Here is an 18,769-nt window from a genome sequence, read left to right as displayed (position 1 = left end):
CAAAATTATTTGTGAAGAAAAATATAAGGGAAAGTAGATGTGATTACAGATGAGCAAATCTAAAATTGTCATTCTAGGTGCTGGTTACGGCGGTCTTAGAACGTTACGTAAATTACAGCAATCGAATATCGATGCGGAAATCGTATTGGTTAACAAGAATGACTATCATCATGAAACAACTTGGCTGCACGAGGCAGCTGCAGGTACGATCGAACCAGAAAAATTGATGTACTCGATCGATAAAGTAGTGAACAAATCAAAAACAACTTTCATCCAAGATACTGTTGAAAAAATCAACAAAGACGAAAAAACAGTTACCCTAACTACAAAAGGGGAGATCGCATACGATTATCTATTGATCGCATTAGGTTCCGAAGCAGAAACTTTCGGTATCAGTGGGTTGAAAGAGTATGCACATACTATCACAAGCGTAGATTCTGTTAAAAAGATCCGCGCGCACATTGAAGCACAATTTGCGAAATGGAAATCCGAACAACGCGATGAACTATTGACGATCATCGTTGGTGGAGCAGGATTTACGGGTATCGAATTCTTAGGGGAATTAACAAACCGTATTCCTGAATTAGTGAAAACATACGACGTTCCTCGTGAAAAAGTTCGTATCGTTTGTCTAGAAGCTGCTCCTCGTGTACTTCCACAATTCGATGAAAAATTAGTTAGCTACGGCGTTGGCGTATTAGAAGACCGCGGTGTAGAGTTTAAAGTGGGCAAACCAGTTAAAGAAGCAAATGCAGAAGGCGTTAAATATGCGGAAAGCGAAAACGATGTTCGCGAGATCAAAGCAGCAACGATCATTTGGGCTGCCGGCGTTCGTGGGAATAGCGTGATCGAAGCTTCTGGCTTTGAAGCAGGCCGTGGCCGTGTGAAAGTAAACAATAACTTAACTGTACCAAATAATGAAGAGATCTTGATCGTAGGCGACTGTTCCTTGATCATTAATCCGAATAATGAACGTCCATACCCACCAACGGCACAAATTGCGTTGCAACAAGCAGATATAGCTGCGAAAAATCTAATCAAATTGGTCAACGGCCAATCTGATTTAGAAGATTTCGTTTATCACGAAAAAGGAACAGTATGTTCCATCGGTGATAACGATGCGATCGGCGTTGTTATGGGCAAACCGCTTAAAGGTTATCCGGCATCTGTCATGAAAAAAGTGATCGACGACCGTGCGCTCTTAATGCTAGGCGGAGCTGGCGTTTTAGCTAGTAAAGGGAAATTCCAGTTCTACAAATAAAAACAAAATGAAAAGAGGTGATACACCAGCCCGCTGGATATCACCTCTTTTTTTTATAGGAATAATTCAAACAGGATACCGATTACGATCCCTGTTACTGCTCCGAAAAATACTTCTACTGGCTTATGACCAAGTAATTCTTTCAAATGCTTGGTTTTTTCTTCTTGCTTTTCCGCCGTCAATCCTTTTGCGTGAACAACAAATTCTTGGAAATCCAGTGTTAGTTTGTTCAGTACGATGGCTTGCTCCCCGGCCTGCCGTCTAACACCAGTAGCATCGAACATGACGATGACGCCGAACACTACGGCGATTGCGAAATAAGGAGAGCCGAAACCATGTTCTACTGCCAGTGTAGTCATCAGCGCCGTTACTGCAGCGGAGTGCGAGCTTGGCATACCGCCCGTTGAAAACATCAAGCCCCATTCGATTTTTCGGTAAACGATCAAATGGATCGGAACTTTGATAAACTGCGCGAATAAGATTGCTACAATAGAAGCAATAAAAGGTATATTAGTGAATAAGTCCATGGAAATCTCCCCTGTCTAAAGCTTTATAATTTATTTTACCACAAAGCAAGTATTAAAAACGCCATCTGCTCGCAAGGAAGCGTAATAATTTGTATAATAGAGATATTCTACTAGAAGAAGGTGTTTTTATGGCATTTCATGAAACGATCGGAATTATTACCGAACATTTGGAAAAGGGAAAAGCAATCTTAAAACTTCCGGTCACAGAAGCAGTCCTGCAGCCGTTCGGTTATCTGCACGGTGGTGTATCGGTCGCACTTGCTGAACATGCAGCTAGTATGGGAGCGAGTAAAATGATCGCAGAAGATGAGATCGTTTTTGGATTGGAGATCAATGCCAATCATCTGGCTTCTAAGCAATCAGGCGAACTTACCGCAACTGCACTACCTATTCATATCGGTAAAACGACCCATGTCTGGGAAGTAAAGATCACAGATGAAACGAATCGTTTGATCTGTATCAGCCGCTGTACGATCGCGGTAAAGAAAAAAAGACAGTAATAGGGAAATCACTTTAGATTTCCCTATTTTTCTTCCTTTTTATTCTCGGTTTTATTTTCTTCTTCTTCCTCGGCGATGATCTCGCCTTCGGAATCTTCTTCTTGTTTTTCGACTGTTTCTGATTCTTTTTCGCGAGCCTCTTCTTCCTCACGGTCTTGTTTCTCGATTCGTTCTACTTCCCGATCCCATTCGAGTCGATCTTCCAATTCTTCTTTTTCCTGACGCGCTTTTTCGACTTGTTCTTGTCTGATGATCAAATTACGGCGCTGTTTGATATCTTCTTTTTTCACCGACCGCAGCTGGTCACGAACCCGGATCGCCAGTGGAACGCCGGTGTCATAAGCGGCACGGTTGATAAAGTGCGACGCAACCGGTGTGGTCAGATAGATGAACAAAATTGCTAATATCAAGCGAGCATTAAAGCCCTCGCCGGAATGGAAAAAGTAGCCGACTGTCGTAAACAACAGCAGGCTGACACCAAATGTGTTACTCACCCCGGCAGCATGCGTCCTTGTATAAACATCGGGAAGTCGAATGACGCCGACCGCAGCAAGGACGCTAAGCAGCCCGCTGATGATGATCAAAATCGAAATGATCCACTCAATTATCACGTTCACGTTCGATCACCTTCCCTTTTTCAATAAATTTCGCATACGAAATCGTTCCAATAAATGCCAACAAGGCAATCAAGAGAATAACATCTAAATAAGCATCTGTATCATAGAAAATCGAAAGCAGTGCTACGATCGCTACAAGATTCATTCCAGTAGAATCGAGCGCGACTGCTTTATCTGAGGTGGTAGGTCCTTTGAGCATTCGATATAGGTATAAGAAAGTCGAGATGGAATAAAGCAATAGTCCGATCGACAAAGCGATTTTTAAAATCATCCGTGAAACACCTCCATAATGGCACCTTCATAAGATTTACGGATCGTTGCGATTTCTTCTTCGATGTTTGGCACATGCAAGGAATGGACATAAATAACTTTATAATCATCGGAAATATCAATGGAAAGTGTCCCAGGAGTAAGTGTGATCATGATCGCCAGCATGGTTACTTCCCAGTTTGTCTCCAGCGTTGTGTCATAACGAAATATACCAGGTCGGATATTCATATCCTTTCGCAAAATAATCCGAGCAACATGGACTGTTGAGATAATCAAATCATGGATAAAGAAATATACCAATTTGACGAGTGCGAATAATCGAAAGAGGTAAAACCGGGAGCCAAGGAAACGGCGCATAAAGAAGAGCAGCACGATCCCGATCAAAAACCCGATAATGAACGTTCCTACTGTAAATGAAGATTCAAGGAACATCCATAAAGCGGCGAGAATTATATTGATAATCAATTGAAAGGCCATAAACACTCACTCTCCTAGTACTGCATGAATATAGATTGTTGGATCGATCAATGGATCGACCGCTTGTTTGATAAACGGATAGATCGCATCTGTGAAAATCCCGTAGCTGAGTGATAAGGCAAGCAGGACGACGATCGGGATCATCATTCGCTTGTACGATACCTGCAGATTAAACGTACCTTCTTTAACGCCCCAGATCCCTTTCGTAAATAACTTGATCATGGAAAAGAGGACGAATAAACTTGAGACCAAAACGATTGTTCCACCAACAAAATGTTGGGAATCAAAAGCACCTTCCACAATGAAAATTTTTCCGATAAATCCGCTAAGAGGAGGGATGCCCGCAAGGCCAAGCGTTCCGATAAAGAATGCCCAGCTAAGCGCTGGTTTTACCGACATCAGTCCGCTGAACCGCTTCGTACTGGAATAACCGGTGATCGCGATGATCGTTCCCACTATCAAGAATAAGGCTGTTTTGATGATCATATCATGGAACAGATAGAAGATCGCACCATTCAATGATTCCCGCGTCATCAGCGATACGCTGTATAAAATAACACCGATCGCGATCATAATGTTATAGATCAATACCGTTTTCATATCATAGTAACTAATTGCCCCAATAATACCGAGCACAATCGTCAGCAGCGCCAAAATGCTAAGTAGCGGCATGACAAAGGAAGTTTCTTGATGGAAGAATAAGCTGAATGTTCGAATGATCGCATAGACCCCGACCTTAGTCAGCAGCCCGCCGAACAATGCTAAAATCGGCATTGGAGGAGCAAAGTAAGAACCAGGCAGCCAAAAATAAAGCGGGAAGACGCCGGCTTTTAAACCGAAAACGAATAAGAACAATACCCCGACAACACTTAGCATGCCATAACTATGATCCCCCAGGGTGCTGATCTTCTGAGAAATGTCTGCCATATTTAAAGAACCGATCATTGAGTAAAGCAGCCCGACCGCTACAACGAAGAAGGCAGAACCAATCACGTTGATCAGCAGGTACTTGATCGTGGCTTTCAGCTGAATCTCCGTCCCGCCGATGACAAGCAATACATAAGAAGCCATCAGCATTACTTCAAAGAACACAAACATGTTGAAAATGTCGCCCGTTAAAAACGAGCCGTTCACCCCGACGATCATAAAGAGAATCATCGGATAGTATAAAAAGCGTTCCCGCGGTTTCCCAATTGAATAAAAGGAGTAAAAGATAACGACCGTAACAAGCAGGCTGGTGGTGAATGTCAATAATGCCGCCAACATGTCGGCCACGATACTAATACCAAACGGCGCTTTCCAGCTGCCGAGATTTACAACTTGAATCCCATGTACATGCACATAATAAACTAAAAATCCTGATCCGAACAACAGCAAAATACCGAAACAAAGAGCAGCGATCCGCTGGACGATGATCTTTTTAGGAAGTAAGAGCAGCATGATGGAGCCGAGGAAAGGAATCAAAATGGGTAGTAACACAATATTATTTATCATCAGCTTCATGTCCTCTCGTCTTAGAAATACTCTCACTGTCTAATTCTTGATAAGCTCGGTAAGCGAGGACAAGGAAAAAGGCAGTAACCGCAAAACTGATAACGATCGCCGTCAGTACAAGCGCTTGCGGCAGCGGATCATTAAAAAGTTTTCCGATTCCTTTTCCGATCAGGGGAGCTTTCCCTTTTTTGATGCCACTCATCGTAAGCACCAGTAGATTGACACCGTGACTTAAAATTGCAGTTCCGATAACGATACGGAGAAGACTTTTCGACAGGATGAGGTAGATACCGGCAGCAAAGATCAGTCCGATGAGGATCGACATTAATACTTCCATCTAATCACTCTCCCCAATCGATTGAATAATCGTCATTGTCACACCAACAACCACTAAGTAAACGCCTAAATCAAAAAGTGTTGCTGTGTGCAGATTTGTTTCTCCTAGGATCGGCAATTGAAAATGACCGTATTTATGTGTCAAAAAAGTATCGCCGGTGAAAATACCGATCATCCCAGTTCCAAGCGCGAATGCCAATCCGATCCCAATCAGCATGATCGGATTGATATTCAACATACTGCTGACTGTTTTCGTATCATAAGCAAGTAATGTCAGCGTGATCGCGCCAGAAGTGGTGAGCCCAGCGACAAACCCGCCGCCAGGATTATAATGTCCGGCAAAAAACAAATGGAGCGAGAAAAGGAAAATAATGAAAGAAACTACTTTCGTGACATTTCGAAGTAAGACGTCATTCGTTTTCATCTAATTTCCTCCTTTTCGTTAAACGTAGTTTGATCATGATAAAGATACCAATGGCAGCAATGGAAAGGACCATTGTCTCAAAGAGCGTATCAAAACCACGGAAGTCGACCAAAATAACATTGACGATATTTTTACCAGCCGCTTCTTTATAAGCATTTAGTTCATAGTATTTAGAAATAGACTCGAAAATATCCGTATTATAAGCAGAAAGAGAAATCAGCGTTACCACAACGCCAACACCGATACTCAAGAATGTCTTGATCGACAGCCATTTCGGTTTTTCTTCGATATTACTGAACTGCGGTAAGAAATAAAAGACAAGCAAGTACAAGACGACCGAAATCGTTTCAATGACAAGCTGCGTCAAAGCCAGATCCGGTGCCCGTGCGATCACGAAGAAGATACTGATCGTATAGCCCATCGCACCGAGTAAAATAATCGACGTGATCCGTGACTTGGAAAATACGATTCCGACGAGTGTCACGATAATCACGACCACAAGGATAAAGTCGATCAGTGTCACTTTCGTCAAGTTGGAAAAGTCGAAGTTCCAAGCATTCGTGAATGTCATCGCCGACAGTACCATTACAATGAAAGAAGCAAGCATATAATTCAGATAGGTCCGCAGCCAACCAGTCATCAGCCACATCGTCATCCGATAAGAACCACTTTCTATCCAGAAAAGGCTATTATCATAAATACCGCCCCATTTAAAGAAACGCGGGGTTTTTTCGATCAGCCAAACTTTCCAAACAGAATGCCATTTATAAAGCAGTGTGCCGATAATGACGATGCCAAATGTCATCAAGAGGGCAGGCGTGATACCGTGCCAGAAACTGATATGGATCGTAAAGTTTTCACCCAAACCGTTATTTTGCAGAGCGGGCATGATGGAACGAACAGCAGGTTCTAAAATCGGTCTAGCCAGAAGGTTCGGGAAAAAGCCGGTCACGATAACAATAGCGCTAAGTAATAGAGGCGGGATCAATAATCCGGCTCCAGCTTCATGCGGTTTTTTAGGTAGTTTTTTGATTTCACCTTGACCCGTAAATGTTCGGAAGAAGATCAGCATGCTGTAAATGAAGGTAAATACGCTTGCGATCCAGATGATCGCTGGCAAGATGATCATCAGCGCATCGGCGTTGAACAACTGCAGATGTGTGATATCGACCATTGCTTCCAAGAACATTTCCTTGCTTAGAAAGCCATTGAACGGTGGCAGACCAGCCATGGAAAAAGTCCCGATAAAAGCAATAGTTGCCGTGATCGGCATGATCCGAAGCAGTCCACCAAGTTTCCGAATATCCCGCGTTCCGGTTTCATGGTCAATGATTCCGACCATCATAAACAAGCTGCCTTTAAAAGTCGCATGATTGAATAAGTGGAACATCGCTGCTACTAAAGCCGCGATATAAATATTGTCATTGTTACCTTTGAAATGAAGTGCAGCAGCACCGATCCCAAGGAGGGACATGATCATCCCTAATTGACTGATCGTCGAATAGGCAAGGATCGCTTTCAAATCATTTTTGAGTGTCGCATTCACAGAACCCCACAGAATCGTGAGTACGCCGACGATCAAAATCGTCCAGAACCACACACCCGAACTGGCAAACAAAGCAGTAAAACGAGCGACTAAATAAAGTCCCGCTTTGACCATTGTAGCGGAGTGCAGATAAGCACTAACAGGCGTAGGAGCTTCCATTGCATCCGGCAGCCAGATGTGAAACGGCACTTGAGCAGATTTCGTAAAAGCACCAAGTAATATAAAAATCATTGCGGGAAGAAATAGAGGGCTATCCGAGAGGGAAGCGGCATTTCCAATAATTTCATGAACCGAATAAGTACCGCTCATCAAATGAAGGACAATAAACCCACCGAGCATCATTAGCCCACCAAAAACGGTGATCAGCATTGCTTTACGAGCGCCATATCGAGAACGTTCACGGTGATACCAGTAACCGATCAATAAAAACGAGCTGATAGAAGTAAGTTCCCAGAATAGATATAAAACAATTAAATTATCACTCAACACAACGCCGAGCATGGCGGTCATGAAAATAAGTAAAAAGACATAAAAATTATTCAAACGCTCTTTGTTTTTACCGAGATAAAAAATCGAATAAAAAGTCACTAAAGCACCGATACCAGTTATCAGTAGGACAAATAACAGACTAAGCCCATCGAGCTGAACGGTAAAATCGATCCCTAATCGCGGGATCCATGCCATCGTCTTCGTGATCGGCCCATTGATTGTTTGCGGGATCAATGTCAAAAAGTAGATAAAGAGTACGATCGGGATCGGAAGCGCAAACCACCCTGTGTGGACTGATTTTGTAAATCGATAAATTATCGGGATCAAGATTGCCATTAAGAGAGGCAGCAAAATAGCCAGATGGAGAAAATTCAAATTTAGTCCTCCTTTTGTAAACAGCCACTATCAAAAATCATTACTAGATTATTTTTCAAGTAAGTACTTACATTTATTTTTGTAAAATAAAAACTTAATTTAAGTATAACATAAATATTTCTGAAAAAAAAACCTCAAGCTGCCGGCAAATGCTGGGGAAATAATCTCATCCAGCACTTGCCGCCAAAAGGAAGCCGCTCGATCAATCCACATTCACATGACGCTTGCGGTCGGAATGCAGTGAGCCTAACAAGATGAAGAAGGCGACGAAAAACATCGCGCTCGTAAAAAGAAAAACATTCGAGATGCCCACAAAACCAGCCAAAATGCCACCAAAGATCGGGCCGATCACATTTCCTAAGAACCGAGCACTTTGATTGTAGCCTAGAATCTCTCCCTGCATTGCTGGCGGAGCAGCGATCCGAATATACGCCGTTGTACAAGGAATCATGCCACCAAGAGCGATCCCAAATAAGAACCGGCAGATCACAAACACCCAGAGGTTAGAAACGAAAGCTTGAGGGATGACTGTCACCGCAGCAAGAATGAGCAAAATGTTGAGGATCTTTTCATAGCCGTATTTATCGCCCCATTTGCCCCATTGCCGCGTCATCACCAAGTTGCCAAACCCAGTAGCGGAGAAGGCAAGACCAGAAAGAAAAGCAATATTTGTGGAATGCGTCATACTACCCACATATAAAGCAAGCAACGGCTGAACGCTGAAGTTAGCGACTTGGATCAATGCCGTGATGATCAATACGGTCAAGAGAACCCGCAGACTGAAGATTTGTTTCAATACCGCACGTCTGGAATAGAAGGGACGTCCGCCTTCCTCAGAATCCAATCGGTATTCCTTCAACCCGAAGCCGACTAAAATCGCAGCTATCATGATCGCGATCCCAGTAATAGTAAATGTATTTTTGAATCCAAATACATCCGCCATCGCTCCGCCAAGCAAAGGCCCGAACAGCATGCCCGTTACACCGCCTAATTGAAGCGTTCCTAATATCTTTCCGGCTTCTTTAGCAGGCGTTTGTCTGGCAATAAAAGCGTTGGAAACACCGACAAAACCAGTAACGATCCCCATAAATATTCGCAAAACAAACAAATGAAAGACCGAATCGGCAAAGCCCATCAAAAAAATACAGACCGCAAGCCCGATCGCTGTGCCCGTAAGAATGCCCTTGTAGCCATGTTTATCACCTAACCGACCCCAAATCGGAGAAAATATAAATGCAATCAAAAAGGTGATGCCGAAAATATATCCCGCCCAGCGCTGCACATAAGCATCACTATAATGCCCAAATGTTTCAATATATAAGGAGAGAAAAGGCATGATCATCGTCATGCTCGCGGAAACAAGTAAATTCGCCCCCATCAAGATATATAAATTCCGCTTTTGTGCTGTCATTATCTCACCTCATTTCTTAAAAGTTTGCATATTGTCTTATCTATTATAGAATAAATACAATAGACAATAAAAAGGATGTGCTTTTTTGGGTAAAAAAATTGTTATTTGGTCAGCAGCTGTTATACTAGTATTGTACATGGTCGCAGTAATAAGTAATTTACTTTATATGTGGCTAGGTTGAAAAATTTAAAAATAAAGGAGTTAATACAATTGACATACCCTCAATTATCGAAAGAAATCGCAGAAAATGAAGTTGCAGTAGAAATGGTGACAAATCGTGGAACAATCAAATTAAAATTATTTCCAGAAATAGCGCCAAAAGCAGTAGAAAATTTTGTCACACACGCTAAAAATGGTTATTATGATGATTTGATCTTCCACCGTGTTATCCCTGAATTCATGATTCAAGGCGGCGACCCACAAGGGCAAGGTTATGGCGGCGAAAGCATCTGGGGTGATCCATTTGAAGACGAATTTTCACCTTATGCGTTCAATATCCGTGGAGCTCTTTCGATGGCGAATGCCGGCCCGAATACAAACGGTAGTCAATTCTTCATCGTTCAAAAACCGGACATGCCGGAAGATATGATCGAACAAATGAAAGAAGCTGGTTTCCCATCTGAAATCATCGAAGCATACAAAACAGGAGGCACGCCCTGGTTAGACGGTCGCCATACTGTTTTCGGTCATGTGGTAGAAGGTTTGGATGTAGTAGATACGATCGCAAGCGTACCGACTGTGGGACAAGATAAACCTGCCAATGATGTAGTGATCGAAAAAGTTATTGTGAAGTAAAGAATGGTTAAAAACCGCTTGAGATCCTTCTCAAGCGGTTTTTTTGAAGTCCATAAATTTACTCTTCCGCAGTAGCGGGAGTAAAGAAATTGATGAGATTTCCATCAGGGTCGCGGAATAGCAAGGAACGGTTGCCCCAAGGCATATCCGTAGGTGCGTTGACAAAGGATGAAATAACCTTTTTGAGCCGTTCATATTCAGCGTCTACATCAGCAACGAGGAAATCAAGCATGACAGATCGATTTGCTCCGGCTTCGGCAGCATTATCTCCTAACAGAGGCACTGTTTTTGAACTCGCAATGGCTAGAACGCCAGCATTGGTCCGTAGCTCCGCAAATAAAGGATGTAAGCGTACGGCTTTTAGTTCCGTGATTTTTTCATAGAAACGGATTAAAACATCAACATCATCCGTTATAATGCGAGTGGCTTGTAATTTCATCTACATCTCCTACTTTCTATAATAAATACACTATTTATTATAATAAAATAGCCGCAGAAAAGCAAACATACGTTCTATTTTGTGGAGCCACTTAGAAAAGCTATTTCAAAACCTGTACAAAAAACTCCTCATATAACGCCTGAACCGCGCGCTCCTCCTGTTCTTCACTGACACCAAACATAATACTGACCTCCGAAGATCCTTGGTTCAACATCTCGATATTCACACACGAGCCAGACAATGCTTTCGCCGCACGCGCTGTGATTCCAACATTTTGGCGCATTTCCTCACCAACCACCATAATTAGAGAGATCTGGTGCTGGATATGAATGCTATCCGGCTTCAATTCCGTCTCCAAATCTGTGATCAGCGTTTGCTCCAATGTCGCAGTCAATTGATTTTCCCGCAATAGGATTGTTAGATTGTCGATCCCCGAAGGCATGTGCTCGAAGTTCAAATGATGTGCTTCCAGAATCTGTAGTATCTTTCTCCCAAAACCAATCTCACGGTTCATTAGATATTTACTAATGAAAATACTGCAGAACCCGCCATCGCTTGCGATCCCTGTGACCGGTCGACTACTTCCTAACCGTTGCTTGACGATCTTAGTTCCTTCGCTAAACGGGTTGTTAGTATTCTTGATATGTACTGGAATGCCGGCTTTAAAAGCAGGGATCAAGGCTTCATCATGGAAAACAGAAAATCCGGCATAAGAAAGTTCACGCATTTCCTGATAAGTTAATTCGTTGATCTGCTCTGGATCTTTGACGATATTCGGATTGACAGTATAAACTGCATCCACATCAGTAAAGTTTTCATACAAATCGGCTTGGATGCCATTGGCAAGAATCGCGCCAGTAATGTCAGAACCGCTTCGGGAAAATGTCACGATCTCGCCAGCTTTCGTATAACCGAAGAAACCGGGAAAAACAATGATACCAGGTTGTTCGCGCAATTTATATAAATTGCGATACGATTCGGGGAGGACTTGGGCATTTGCATGTTCAGCCGTAACGAATAAGCCAGCGTCTTTTGGATTGACATACGTGGCTTCAAGCCCTTGATGTCGCAAGTAAGCAGCGACTAATTTCGCATTATTGTCTTCACCGCTCGCTTTGATCTTATCCATGAAAACATCCGGATCGTTTGTATCTGCGGCTAAAAGAAGTGTCAAATCTTTCTCGATCTCTTCTATAATAGCCAGATCCATATCACTATCTAGCGCGATATCACGATAACGGTGGATGATCTTCGCGAAAATCGCTTCCGTGTCTTCCTGCAACAACCGCTTTGTTGCACAATCGATCAATAAGTCCGTTACCTTGGCATCTCCCGCAAAACGTTTGCCAGGAGCAGAAACGACAACGATTTTTCTAGATAGATCTTCCGCTAATAACTGATGTACTTTTTGGAGTTTTTCTCCCGAAGCGAGCGAGCTTCCTCCGAATTTGATTACTTTCATGCTTTCACCTCGACGTTTTTTTGGAAAAGTTTATTGTCTATTATCGCGCTATTTCTATAAAAGTGCAACACGAAAAGTTAGTTTATTTGGAAAATTCTAGTTATTTATAGAAAAAAACCGCCATAAAAAACATTTTCTAAAATAAAGTAAGGGTTTACTTGTTAATTATACCAGTCATGCGCTATAATAAAGATGTAGCAAATATTTGTACCTTGAACTAGAAAGGAAAGATTGATAATGAAAAATATAGTATTAGTATGTGCGGCAGGAATGTCCACGAGCCTTTTAGTTACAAAAATGCGCCAAGCTGCGGAAGCAAAGGGAGAAGAAGCTAAAATCGACGCTTATTCTATCTCTGAAATCAATACGGTAGCAAAAGACGCAGATGTTGTATTGTTAGGACCACAAGTTCGTTACCAAAAGAAAACAGTTGATGATGTTGTAGCTGGTCGTATTCCAGTTGATGTTATCGATATGACGGCGTATGGTACAATGAACGGCGAAAAAGTATACGCACAAGCTGTAGAATTAATTGAAGGTAACAAATAAGCAAACTCATTTTTAAAAATAAAAGCACTCAAGAAAACGAACTGTTCGGCCGTTTTTTGTCCGAAATACTGTAATCGTTTTCTCAGAGTGTTTTTTTTGATTTCAAAAAGAACCTTTTGACGGCATTTGGCAATCAAAGGGTTCTTTTCTATTTTTGTTTTGTCAATAAACCGTCTTCCATATAGTAAACATGATCGCAGAGATCCAACATTCTTTCATCATGTGTGACCATGATCGCAGCACGATTAGTGCCAACGACTTCGGAGCGGAGTAGTTCGACGACTTCGCGGCTCCGCTTGGAATCTAAACTTGCAGTCGGCTCATCAGCAAGGATGATCGAAGGCTGATTGATGATCGCCCGTGCGATCGCGACCCGCTGTTTTTCACCGCCAGAAAGGTCTTTTGGATAAAATTGCTTGCGGTCACCAAGTCCCAATTGCTCCAAGATCACGTCAGCTTCTTGATTGGCTTCGCTTTTCGTCTTCCCAGCAGTACGGCCGATAAAGGTGATCTGCTCTTTTACTTTTAAATAAGGAACAAGATAGGCCGCTTGGAAAATAAAACCAATCTCTTCCAACCGAATATCTGTCCGCTCTTTTTGTTTAAGAGTACTGATATCACGTCCGTTTATGGAGATCGTTCCTGTAGTAGGCGAGATCAAAGCACCGGCAAGCGAAAGAAAAGTACTTTTACCGGAACCAGAAGGTCCTACGATTGCAATCAATTCACCACTTGCAGCTGAAAAGTTAGTTGGCTTCAGCGCTTCGATGGTCGATTTTCCGGATGGGTAGGTTTTGCTTACATTTTCAAATGTCATAAGATTTGTCATTATTCGTCACCTCCGCGAATGGCATCTAGTGGATCGATCTTAGCGATCCGGTATAACGAAAGCAGCGAACCGATGATTGCAACAACGAAGAACAAGACGGAATAACTGATGATCGTTACAGTATCAAGTCGGAATGGCATTGCATCCGGCAAGATCAAAGGAAGCAAGAATGTGACCAATACGCTGATAATGATCGCGATCAAAGAAATGATAACGACTTGACCAATAATGCTGCCAGCCAAGCGTTTTGTCTTGACTCCGAGCGCTTTTAAAATCCCGAATTGTGCAGTTTTCTGTAAAGTCATGACGTAGAAGAAAGCTGTTAGGATAAAACCGCCAATGACAACTAAGAAATAAATCATCATGTTCAGCGTCATTTGTTCTGCAGAATAGCCTGGGATCTGATCCAAGAATGCTTTATGATCTAGTAGTGTCAATTTCTTATCACTAAGCGCCACTTTTTTATCGGCATCGACTTTTTTGATTGCTATCGCGCTGGTTTGTGGCGTTTTTTGATGATATAAAATCGGATTTATCTGCTGCCAAGTCGCGATGTTCAGATAGGCAACTGGCGCATGACTGTATTTTTGATCAGTTGTAAAGCCTACAATTGTAAGTTCACGATTTAAAATATCGTCCATCAACACGTCGCCAATGTGTAAGCCCTCTTTTTTCAAAGAGGAATCCACGACGATCTCGTCAGGCTTTGTCACTTTCAAAGAATGACCGCTGGCGATCTTCGGAGCTAAAAAGCTATCAGGCTGAATGCCGAAAAGCGCCACGCTGTATTTTTTATCATCGCTTTCTCGTTTTAAAGTCTGCATAGATTGGCCAAAAAGAGCAGCATCTTTGACATTACTGTCTTTTTTGATCGTATCTAAAGCCTTCTCATTGAAAAGCGAGCGAGCAAGTGTACCTTGGGCGTCCTTACTGATCGCATAAAGTGGTACATTGTTATTGGCGATCGAGGAAGCATTGTCATATGCCAGACCGTTTGCAAGACCAGATAAGATCAAGGCAAGCAAGATGATCAATACCATGATGCCAGTAACTAAGAAATAACGTAATTTTGAATATAAAAATTCACGCATTCCAAGAAACATGAATAAAACTCCTTCTATTATTTATTTTTTTTAAGACCGGCAATAAGCGCGGCAGTTCCTTTTTTTAAAGTTTCACGCGGGCAAGCGATGTTGAGGCGGACAAACTTTTTGCCTGACAATCCGAAAGTGGAACCCATTTGCACGCCCACGCCTTCGTCAATCAGGTTTTGATAGATTGTTTTCTCATCACTTTCAAAAGAACGACAATCGAGCCACATGAGATAAGTCGCTTGCAATTCAGTGACTGTGATTTCCGGAAGTGCTTCATGCAGTGCTTTTTTGACATACAAATAGTTGTCATAGATGTAATCACGTAATTCATCCAGCCATTCGGCTCCACCAGTATAAGCAGCTTCCATTCCTGCGATCGCAAAAGCGTTCAAGTCAGGCTGGCTCATATAAGTCTGCTCTGCACGGACTTTTTCTTGATAGTCAGGATTCGTAATAATGAAATAAGAAGCTTTGATGGCAGCTAGGTTAAACGTTTTGGTTGGCGCCATCAGTGTAATGATCTCGTCTTCATAGTCAGGTGCAGCCACAGCGAGCGGGATATGCTTATACTGCTTCATTACCAGATCACTGTGGATCTCGTCAGATACAATCGGGATATTATAGGTAGCGCAAAGTCTAGCGATCGCCTGCAGTTCTTCCTTAGAATAACAGCGACCACCAGGATTTTGCGGATTACACAGTAAGAAAAGTTTGACATTCTCCTCGCGAATCCGTTTTTCCATATCTTCTAAATCGATCTGATATTGGCCATCTTCATAACGAAGCGGTGACATTACTACTTGGCGGCGTGTTGCTTTTGTGACTTTGAAGAAAGGATGGTAGATTGGCGAATGCATCAGCACCCCGTCACCTTCTTTCGTTAATGCCCGTATCAATAAAGAGATAGAAGGCACGACAGCTACATTATAAAACAGCGACTCCTCTTTAATAACATAGTTATGACGATCTTTATTCCATTCGATTATTGCTTTTGGCAAAGAATCGGGGATCAGCTCATAGCCGAAAACACCACTTTCCGCGCGCTTATGTAGAGCCTCGATGACTACATCGGGAGCTTTAAAATCCATATCGGCTACCCACATCGGGATAAGGTCTTTGCGACCGAAAAGTTTCTCCGCGCCATCCCACTTTTCAGAGTTGGTTCCAAGCCGTGTGATGACCTGATCAAAAGTACTCATAGCAGTAATCCTCCTTTACAAAAATTCTCTATTATTGTAACACAAAAGCAGTTTTATCCCTATAAGGATGAATTATTGTTTAATAATACATGGAGTGTTATAATGTAGGACACATATATCACAGTAGAAAGCAGGTGCGGGTATGAGTGAATATAAAGTTGGCGATGTCGTTACTGGTAAAGTGACCGGTATCCAAGCTTATGGAGCCTTTGTAGCGCTCGATGAACACACTCAGGGTCTTGTGCATATCTCTGAGATCACACATGGCTTTGTCAAAGATATCCATGATTTCTTGGAATTAGAACAAGAAGTAAAAGTCAGGATCCTTGATATCGATTCAGAAGCAAATAAAATCAGCTTATCCATACGTGCGACCGAAGAAAATAATCACACAACCAGCAAAAAGAAACCAACACGCGATGATGGAAAAGAAGATAACGGTTTCCATACATTAAAGGAAAAATTACAAGAATGGATAGAAAAAGCAGATAAATAAGCGAGCTCTGTCAAAGGGTTTCGCATCGCTGTTGTTTTTTAAATTTTCGGATTATTCTCACGGAAAAGGGGACGAGGGATGAAACGGATCATCAAAGTGGAAAGCTTTATTTATAATGAAAAAAAGGATAACGTTCTTCTTACAAGACAAAAAGATTTGAGCTGGACTTTGCCTGGCGGTGTAGTCCGAAATGATCAAACTTTAGAAGACGCATTGCGTCAGCTGGTCGCTCATCAGACTGATGTAGATCTGTGCATTGACGCGCTGATTTACTGCAAAGAACGAAAAACTGAGTGGGAGCATGTCTGTACTTTCTTATTCCGCGCCTATCCGCTTGGTGATTTTGACCAGGTAAGCGTCGGTGATACCATCATCCAAGCCGAGTGGGTATCGATCCCTACTGCAGACAACATGCTCAAATGGCAAACGTTGTCTTTGGCGGAATTTATTCGATCAGCAGGAAGCCATTATGAAAATTTGATCCAATAAGGGGCATTCCTTGATAAAATGGCGTTATTAGGATAAAGTAAGGATGAAATCTTTTTTAATTTGGAGGGAAAATCATGACACATATTAAGTTTGATTATTCAAAAGCGCTCCGTTTTTTTGAAGAACGCGAATTAGATTATTTGGAACCTGCTGTCAAAGCGGCACACGATGCTTTACATAACGGCACCGGCGCAGGAAGCGACTACTTAGGTTGGGTGAATTTACCTAGCGATTACGACAAAGAAGAATTTGCACGTATTCAAAAATCTGCAGAAAAGATCCAAAATGATTCAGAAGTATTGATCGTTATCGGGATCGGCGGATCTTACCTTGGAGCAAGAGCGGCTATCGAAGCGTTAAATCATTCCTTCTATAATGTACTTGAAAAAGGAGAACGAAAAACACCTCAAGTTTTCTTCGCAGGAAACAGCATCAGTTCCAGCTACTTGCATGACTTAGTAGAAGTAGTAGGAGATCGTGATTTCTCTGTAAATGTTATTTCTAAATCCGGTACAACAACAGAACCAGCAATTGCATTCCGCGTATTTAAAGAGTTGCTAGAGAAGAAATATGGTAAAGACGGTGCGAAAGGCCGTATCTATGCAACAACGGACAAAGCGAAAGGCGCACTTAAAACATTGGCTGACAACGAAGGCTATGAAACATTTGTTGTTCCTGATGATGTTGGCGGTCGTTTCTCTGTTCTTACAGCTGTTGGCTTATTACCGATTGCAGCCACTGGTGTGGACATCAAGAAAATGCTAGAAGGCGCTGAAGCTGCTAGCAAAGATTTTAGCGCTCCAGAATTAAAAAACAATATTGCGTATCAATATGCAGCAGCACGTAATGTCCTTTACCGTAAAGGGAAAGTAACAGAATTGCTGATCAGCTATGAACCAAGCCTGCAATATTTCAATGAATGGTGGAAACAATTATTCGGCGAAAGTGAAGGGAAAGATAAGAAAGGTATTTATCCTTCCAGCGCAAGCTTCTCTACTGACTTACATTCTTTGGGACAATATATCCAAGACGGTAGACGCAACCTATTTGAAACAGTAGTAAAAGTAGACAAACCACGTCATAACCTTACTATTAATAAAGAAGATGTTGATTTGGACGGTCTTAACTACTTGGCAGGCGAAACAGTAGACTATGTAAATACCAAAGCATTTGAAGGGACTTTACTCGCACATACAGATGGCGAAGTTCCAAACTTTGTTGTAGAAATTCCTAGCTTAGATGAATATACATTTGGTTATTTAGTATACTTCTTTGAGAAAGCAGTCGGCATCAGTGGCTACTTAAATGGCGTCAATCCATTTGATCAACCTGGAGTAGAAGAATATAAAGCAAACATGTTTGCTTTATTAGGTAAACCAGGATTTGAAGAAAAGAAAGCCGAATTAGAAAAACGCTTGAATGACTAATAGTCAGTTATAGAAAGCCTTTAGCACTATGCTAAAGGCTTTCTGTTTGCTGTTTTTGCGAAAATAATGTAGAATATTATATTAGACAAGTTGATTCTATCTAACATTTTGGTGCGAAGCAAAACATACATTGTTTTTTCTGCCTGAATAATAGAATATCCGCCTTTTTAAAACTTTTTCAACTTTATTCAAAAAACTTTCGGAAAAGTATTGACGAAAGCGAAAAAACTTGGTATATTTATAAACGTTGCTGATACGCACAA

Annotated in this window: 21 protein-coding genes; 7 read left to right on the top strand and 14 right to left on the bottom strand. The window is 41.9% G+C overall.

Annotated elements, in window-relative coordinates:
• Window positions 1-49: 49 nt before the first annotated feature.
• Complete coding sequence (locus EL241_RS11425) at window positions 50-1,261, top strand: NAD(P)/FAD-dependent oxidoreductase (RefSeq protein WP_036108204.1); 1,212 nt, start codon at window positions 50-52, stop codon at window positions 1,259-1,261.
• Between the two features lie 53 nt (window positions 1,262-1,314).
• On the opposite strand, the gene EL241_RS11420 is transcribed toward EL241_RS11425, so the two are convergent.
• Window positions 1,315-1,788, bottom strand: coding sequence for a divergent PAP2 family protein (locus tag EL241_RS11420; RefSeq protein ID WP_003759173.1), 474 nt, complete (start codon window positions 1,786-1,788; stop codon window positions 1,315-1,317).
• A gap of 128 nt (window positions 1,789-1,916) precedes the next feature.
• On the opposite strand from EL241_RS11420, the gene menI reads away from it, so the two are divergent.
• Window positions 1,917-2,288, top strand: a complete 372-nt coding sequence (gene menI / locus EL241_RS11415) for a 1,4-dihydroxy-2-naphthoyl-CoA hydrolase MenI (RefSeq protein WP_036108206.1) — start codon at window positions 1,917-1,919, stop codon at window positions 2,286-2,288.
• A 23-nt stretch (window positions 2,289-2,311) separates the two neighbouring features.
• On the opposite strand, the gene mnhG is transcribed toward menI, so the two are convergent.
• From mnhG to EL241_RS11375, 8 genes are all read right to left on the bottom strand, one after another.
• Window positions 2,312-2,905 (bottom strand): monovalent cation/H(+) antiporter subunit G, encoded by a 594-nt coding sequence (mnhG, locus tag EL241_RS11410; protein WP_036108208.1) that lies wholly within the window; start codon window positions 2,903-2,905, stop codon window positions 2,312-2,314.
• On the bottom strand, window positions 2,889-3,176 hold the full coding sequence (locus tag EL241_RS11405; RefSeq protein WP_003759179.1) for a Na(+)/H(+) antiporter subunit F1: 288 nt from the start codon (window positions 3,174-3,176) through the stop codon (window positions 2,889-2,891). The genes mnhG and EL241_RS11405 overlap by 17 nt, the downstream gene beginning before the upstream one ends.
• A complete protein-coding gene (locus EL241_RS11400; RefSeq protein WP_036108210.1) occupies window positions 3,173-3,652 on the bottom strand; it encodes a Na+/H+ antiporter subunit E in 480 nt (159 codons plus the stop codon). The genes EL241_RS11405 and EL241_RS11400 overlap by 4 nt, the downstream gene beginning before the upstream one ends.
• Window positions 3,653-3,658: 6 nt before the next feature.
• Window positions 3,659-5,146, bottom strand: coding sequence for a Na+/H+ antiporter subunit D (locus EL241_RS11395; RefSeq protein WP_036108243.1), 1,488 nt, complete (start codon window positions 5,144-5,146; stop codon window positions 3,659-3,661).
• Window positions 5,136-5,483, bottom strand: coding sequence for a Na(+)/H(+) antiporter subunit C (locus tag EL241_RS11390; RefSeq protein WP_036108211.1), 348 nt, complete (start codon window positions 5,481-5,483; stop codon window positions 5,136-5,138). Before EL241_RS11390 ends, EL241_RS11395 begins: the two co-directional genes overlap by 11 nt.
• Window positions 5,484-5,906 (bottom strand): Na(+)/H(+) antiporter subunit B, encoded by a 423-nt coding sequence (locus tag EL241_RS11385; protein ID WP_003759186.1) that lies wholly within the window; start codon window positions 5,904-5,906, stop codon window positions 5,484-5,486.
• Window positions 5,893-8,316: a Na+/H+ antiporter subunit A gene (locus EL241_RS11380; protein WP_036108213.1), complete on the bottom strand. Its 2,424-nt coding sequence runs from the start codon at window positions 8,314-8,316 to the stop codon at window positions 5,893-5,895. Before EL241_RS11380 ends, EL241_RS11385 begins: the two co-directional genes overlap by 14 nt.
• 202 nt (window positions 8,317-8,518) lie before the next feature.
• Entirely contained in the window at window positions 8,519-9,727 is a 1,209-nt protein-coding gene (locus EL241_RS11375; RefSeq protein WP_003759192.1) for a lmo2377 family MFS transporter, read from the bottom strand.
• Between the two features lie 210 nt (window positions 9,728-9,937).
• Here EL241_RS11375 and EL241_RS11370 point away from each other — a divergent pair, with 210 nt between their 5' ends.
• Window positions 9,938-10,522 carry a peptidylprolyl isomerase gene (locus EL241_RS11370; RefSeq protein ID WP_036108216.1) on the top strand — a complete coding sequence of 195 codons (585 nt, stop codon included), beginning with the start codon at window positions 9,938-9,940 and terminating at the stop codon, window positions 10,520-10,522.
• Window positions 10,523-10,580: 58 nt separating this feature from the next.
• On the opposite strand, the gene EL241_RS11365 is transcribed toward EL241_RS11370, so the two are convergent.
• Together EL241_RS11365 and EL241_RS11360 are read right to left on the bottom strand one after the other, a co-directional pair.
• The gene (locus tag EL241_RS11365; protein ID WP_003759196.1) at window positions 10,581-10,961 is read right to left on the bottom strand and encodes a VOC family protein; all 381 of its coding nucleotides are present in this window, start codon (window positions 10,959-10,961) and stop codon (window positions 10,581-10,583) included.
• A gap of 100 nt (window positions 10,962-11,061) precedes the next feature.
• The gene (locus EL241_RS11360) at window positions 11,062-12,423 is read right to left on the bottom strand and encodes an aspartate kinase (protein WP_003759199.1); all 1,362 of its coding nucleotides are present in this window, start codon (window positions 12,421-12,423) and stop codon (window positions 11,062-11,064) included.
• Window positions 12,424-12,660: 237 nt separating this feature from the next.
• Between EL241_RS11360 and EL241_RS11355 the strand changes: the two genes are divergently transcribed.
• Complete coding sequence (locus EL241_RS11355) at window positions 12,661-12,972, top strand: PTS sugar transporter subunit IIB (protein ID WP_003759200.1); 312 nt, start codon at window positions 12,661-12,663, stop codon at window positions 12,970-12,972.
• A gap of 148 nt (window positions 12,973-13,120) precedes the next feature.
• Here the strand turns inward: EL241_RS11355 and EL241_RS11350 are convergent, their stop codons facing one another.
• Genes EL241_RS11350 through EL241_RS11340 form a run of 3 tightly spaced genes read right to left on the bottom strand, consistent with a single transcriptional unit; the run spans window position 13,121 to window position 16,094 of the window.
• Window positions 13,121-13,801: an ABC transporter ATP-binding protein gene (locus EL241_RS11350; protein ID WP_003759202.1), complete on the bottom strand. Its 681-nt coding sequence runs from the start codon at window positions 13,799-13,801 to the stop codon at window positions 13,121-13,123.
• Window positions 13,801-14,904, bottom strand: coding sequence for an ABC transporter permease (locus EL241_RS11345; protein WP_036108219.1), 1,104 nt, complete (start codon window positions 14,902-14,904; stop codon window positions 13,801-13,803). The genes EL241_RS11350 and EL241_RS11345 overlap by 1 nt, the downstream gene beginning before the upstream one ends.
• Window positions 14,905-14,921: 17 nt before the next feature.
• The gene (locus EL241_RS11340; RefSeq protein ID WP_126320601.1) at window positions 14,922-16,094 is read right to left on the bottom strand and encodes a MalY/PatB family protein; all 1,173 of its coding nucleotides are present in this window, start codon (window positions 16,092-16,094) and stop codon (window positions 14,922-14,924) included.
• 142 nt (window positions 16,095-16,236) lie between these two features.
• Between EL241_RS11340 and yugI the strand changes: the two genes are divergently transcribed.
• The 3 genes from yugI to EL241_RS11325 all read left to right on the top strand — a co-directional run bounded on the left by yugI (window position 16,237) and on the right by EL241_RS11325 (window position 18,506).
• Window positions 16,237-16,590 (top strand): S1 domain-containing post-transcriptional regulator GSP13, encoded by a 354-nt coding sequence (gene yugI / locus EL241_RS11335; RefSeq protein WP_003759207.1) that lies wholly within the window; start codon window positions 16,237-16,239, stop codon window positions 16,588-16,590.
• Between the two features lie 78 nt (window positions 16,591-16,668).
• Window positions 16,669-17,079, top strand: a complete 411-nt coding sequence (locus EL241_RS11330) for an NUDIX hydrolase (protein WP_003759209.1) — start codon at window positions 16,669-16,671, stop codon at window positions 17,077-17,079.
• A gap of 74 nt (window positions 17,080-17,153) precedes the next feature.
• Window positions 17,154-18,506 carry a glucose-6-phosphate isomerase gene (locus tag EL241_RS11325; RefSeq protein WP_003759211.1) on the top strand — a complete coding sequence of 451 codons (1,353 nt, stop codon included), beginning with the start codon at window positions 17,154-17,156 and terminating at the stop codon, window positions 18,504-18,506.
• The last annotated feature ends 263 nt before the right edge of the window (window positions 18,507-18,769 follow it).

This window comes from Listeria grayi, from assembly GCF_900638015.1.
GTDB classification, from domain to species: Bacteria; Bacillota; Bacilli; order Lactobacillales; family Listeriaceae; genus Listeria; species Listeria grayi.
This window is presented reverse-complemented; position numbering and strand designations above follow the sequence as displayed.

Coding starts and splice junctions, on each gene's coding strand:
- EL241_RS11425 (WP_036108204.1), top strand. CDS start 50: ATGAGCAAATCTAAAATTGTCATTCTAGGTGCTGGTTACGGCGGTCTT.
- EL241_RS11420 (WP_003759173.1), bottom strand. CDS start 1,788: ATGGACTTATTCACTAATATACCTTTTATTGCTTCTATTGTAGCAATC.
- menI (WP_036108206.1), top strand. CDS start 1,917: ATGGCATTTCATGAAACGATCGGAATTATTACCGAACATTTGGAAAAG.
- EL241_RS11405 (WP_003759179.1), bottom strand. CDS start 3,176: ATGATTTTAAAAATCGCTTTGTCGATCGGACTATTGCTTTATTCCATC.
- EL241_RS11400 (WP_036108210.1), bottom strand. CDS start 3,652: ATGGCCTTTCAATTGATTATCAATATAATTCTCGCCGCTTTATGGATG.
- EL241_RS11395 (WP_036108243.1), bottom strand. CDS start 5,146: ATGATAAATAATATTGTGTTACTACCCATTTTGATTCCTTTCCTCGGC.
- EL241_RS11390 (WP_036108211.1), bottom strand. CDS start 5,483: ATGGAAGTATTAATGTCGATCCTCATCGGACTGATCTTTGCTGCCGGT.
- EL241_RS11385 (WP_003759186.1), bottom strand. CDS start 5,906: ATGAAAACGAATGACGTCTTACTTCGAAATGTCACGAAAGTAGTTTCT.
- EL241_RS11375 (WP_003759192.1), bottom strand. CDS start 9,727: ATGACAGCACAAAAGCGGAATTTATATATCTTGATGGGGGCGAATTTA.
- EL241_RS11365 (WP_003759196.1), bottom strand. CDS start 10,961: ATGAAATTACAAGCCACTCGCATTATAACGGATGATGTTGATGTTTTA.
- EL241_RS11360 (WP_003759199.1), bottom strand. CDS start 12,423: ATGAAAGTAATCAAATTCGGAGGAAGCTCGCTCGCTTCGGGAGAAAAA.
- EL241_RS11355 (WP_003759200.1), top strand. CDS start 12,661: ATGAAAAATATAGTATTAGTATGTGCGGCAGGAATGTCCACGAGCCTT.
- EL241_RS11350 (WP_003759202.1), bottom strand. CDS start 13,801: ATGACAAATCTTATGACATTTGAAAATGTAAGCAAAACCTACCCATCC.
- EL241_RS11345 (WP_036108219.1), bottom strand. CDS start 14,904: ATGTTTCTTGGAATGCGTGAATTTTTATATTCAAAATTACGTTATTTC.
- EL241_RS11340 (WP_126320601.1), bottom strand. CDS start 16,094: ATGAGTACTTTTGATCAGGTCATCACACGGCTTGGAACCAACTCTGAA.
- yugI (WP_003759207.1), top strand. CDS start 16,237: ATGAGTGAATATAAAGTTGGCGATGTCGTTACTGGTAAAGTGACCGGT.
- EL241_RS11330 (WP_003759209.1), top strand. CDS start 16,669: ATGAAACGGATCATCAAAGTGGAAAGCTTTATTTATAATGAAAAAAAG.
- EL241_RS11325 (WP_003759211.1), top strand. CDS start 17,154: ATGACACATATTAAGTTTGATTATTCAAAAGCGCTCCGTTTTTTTGAA.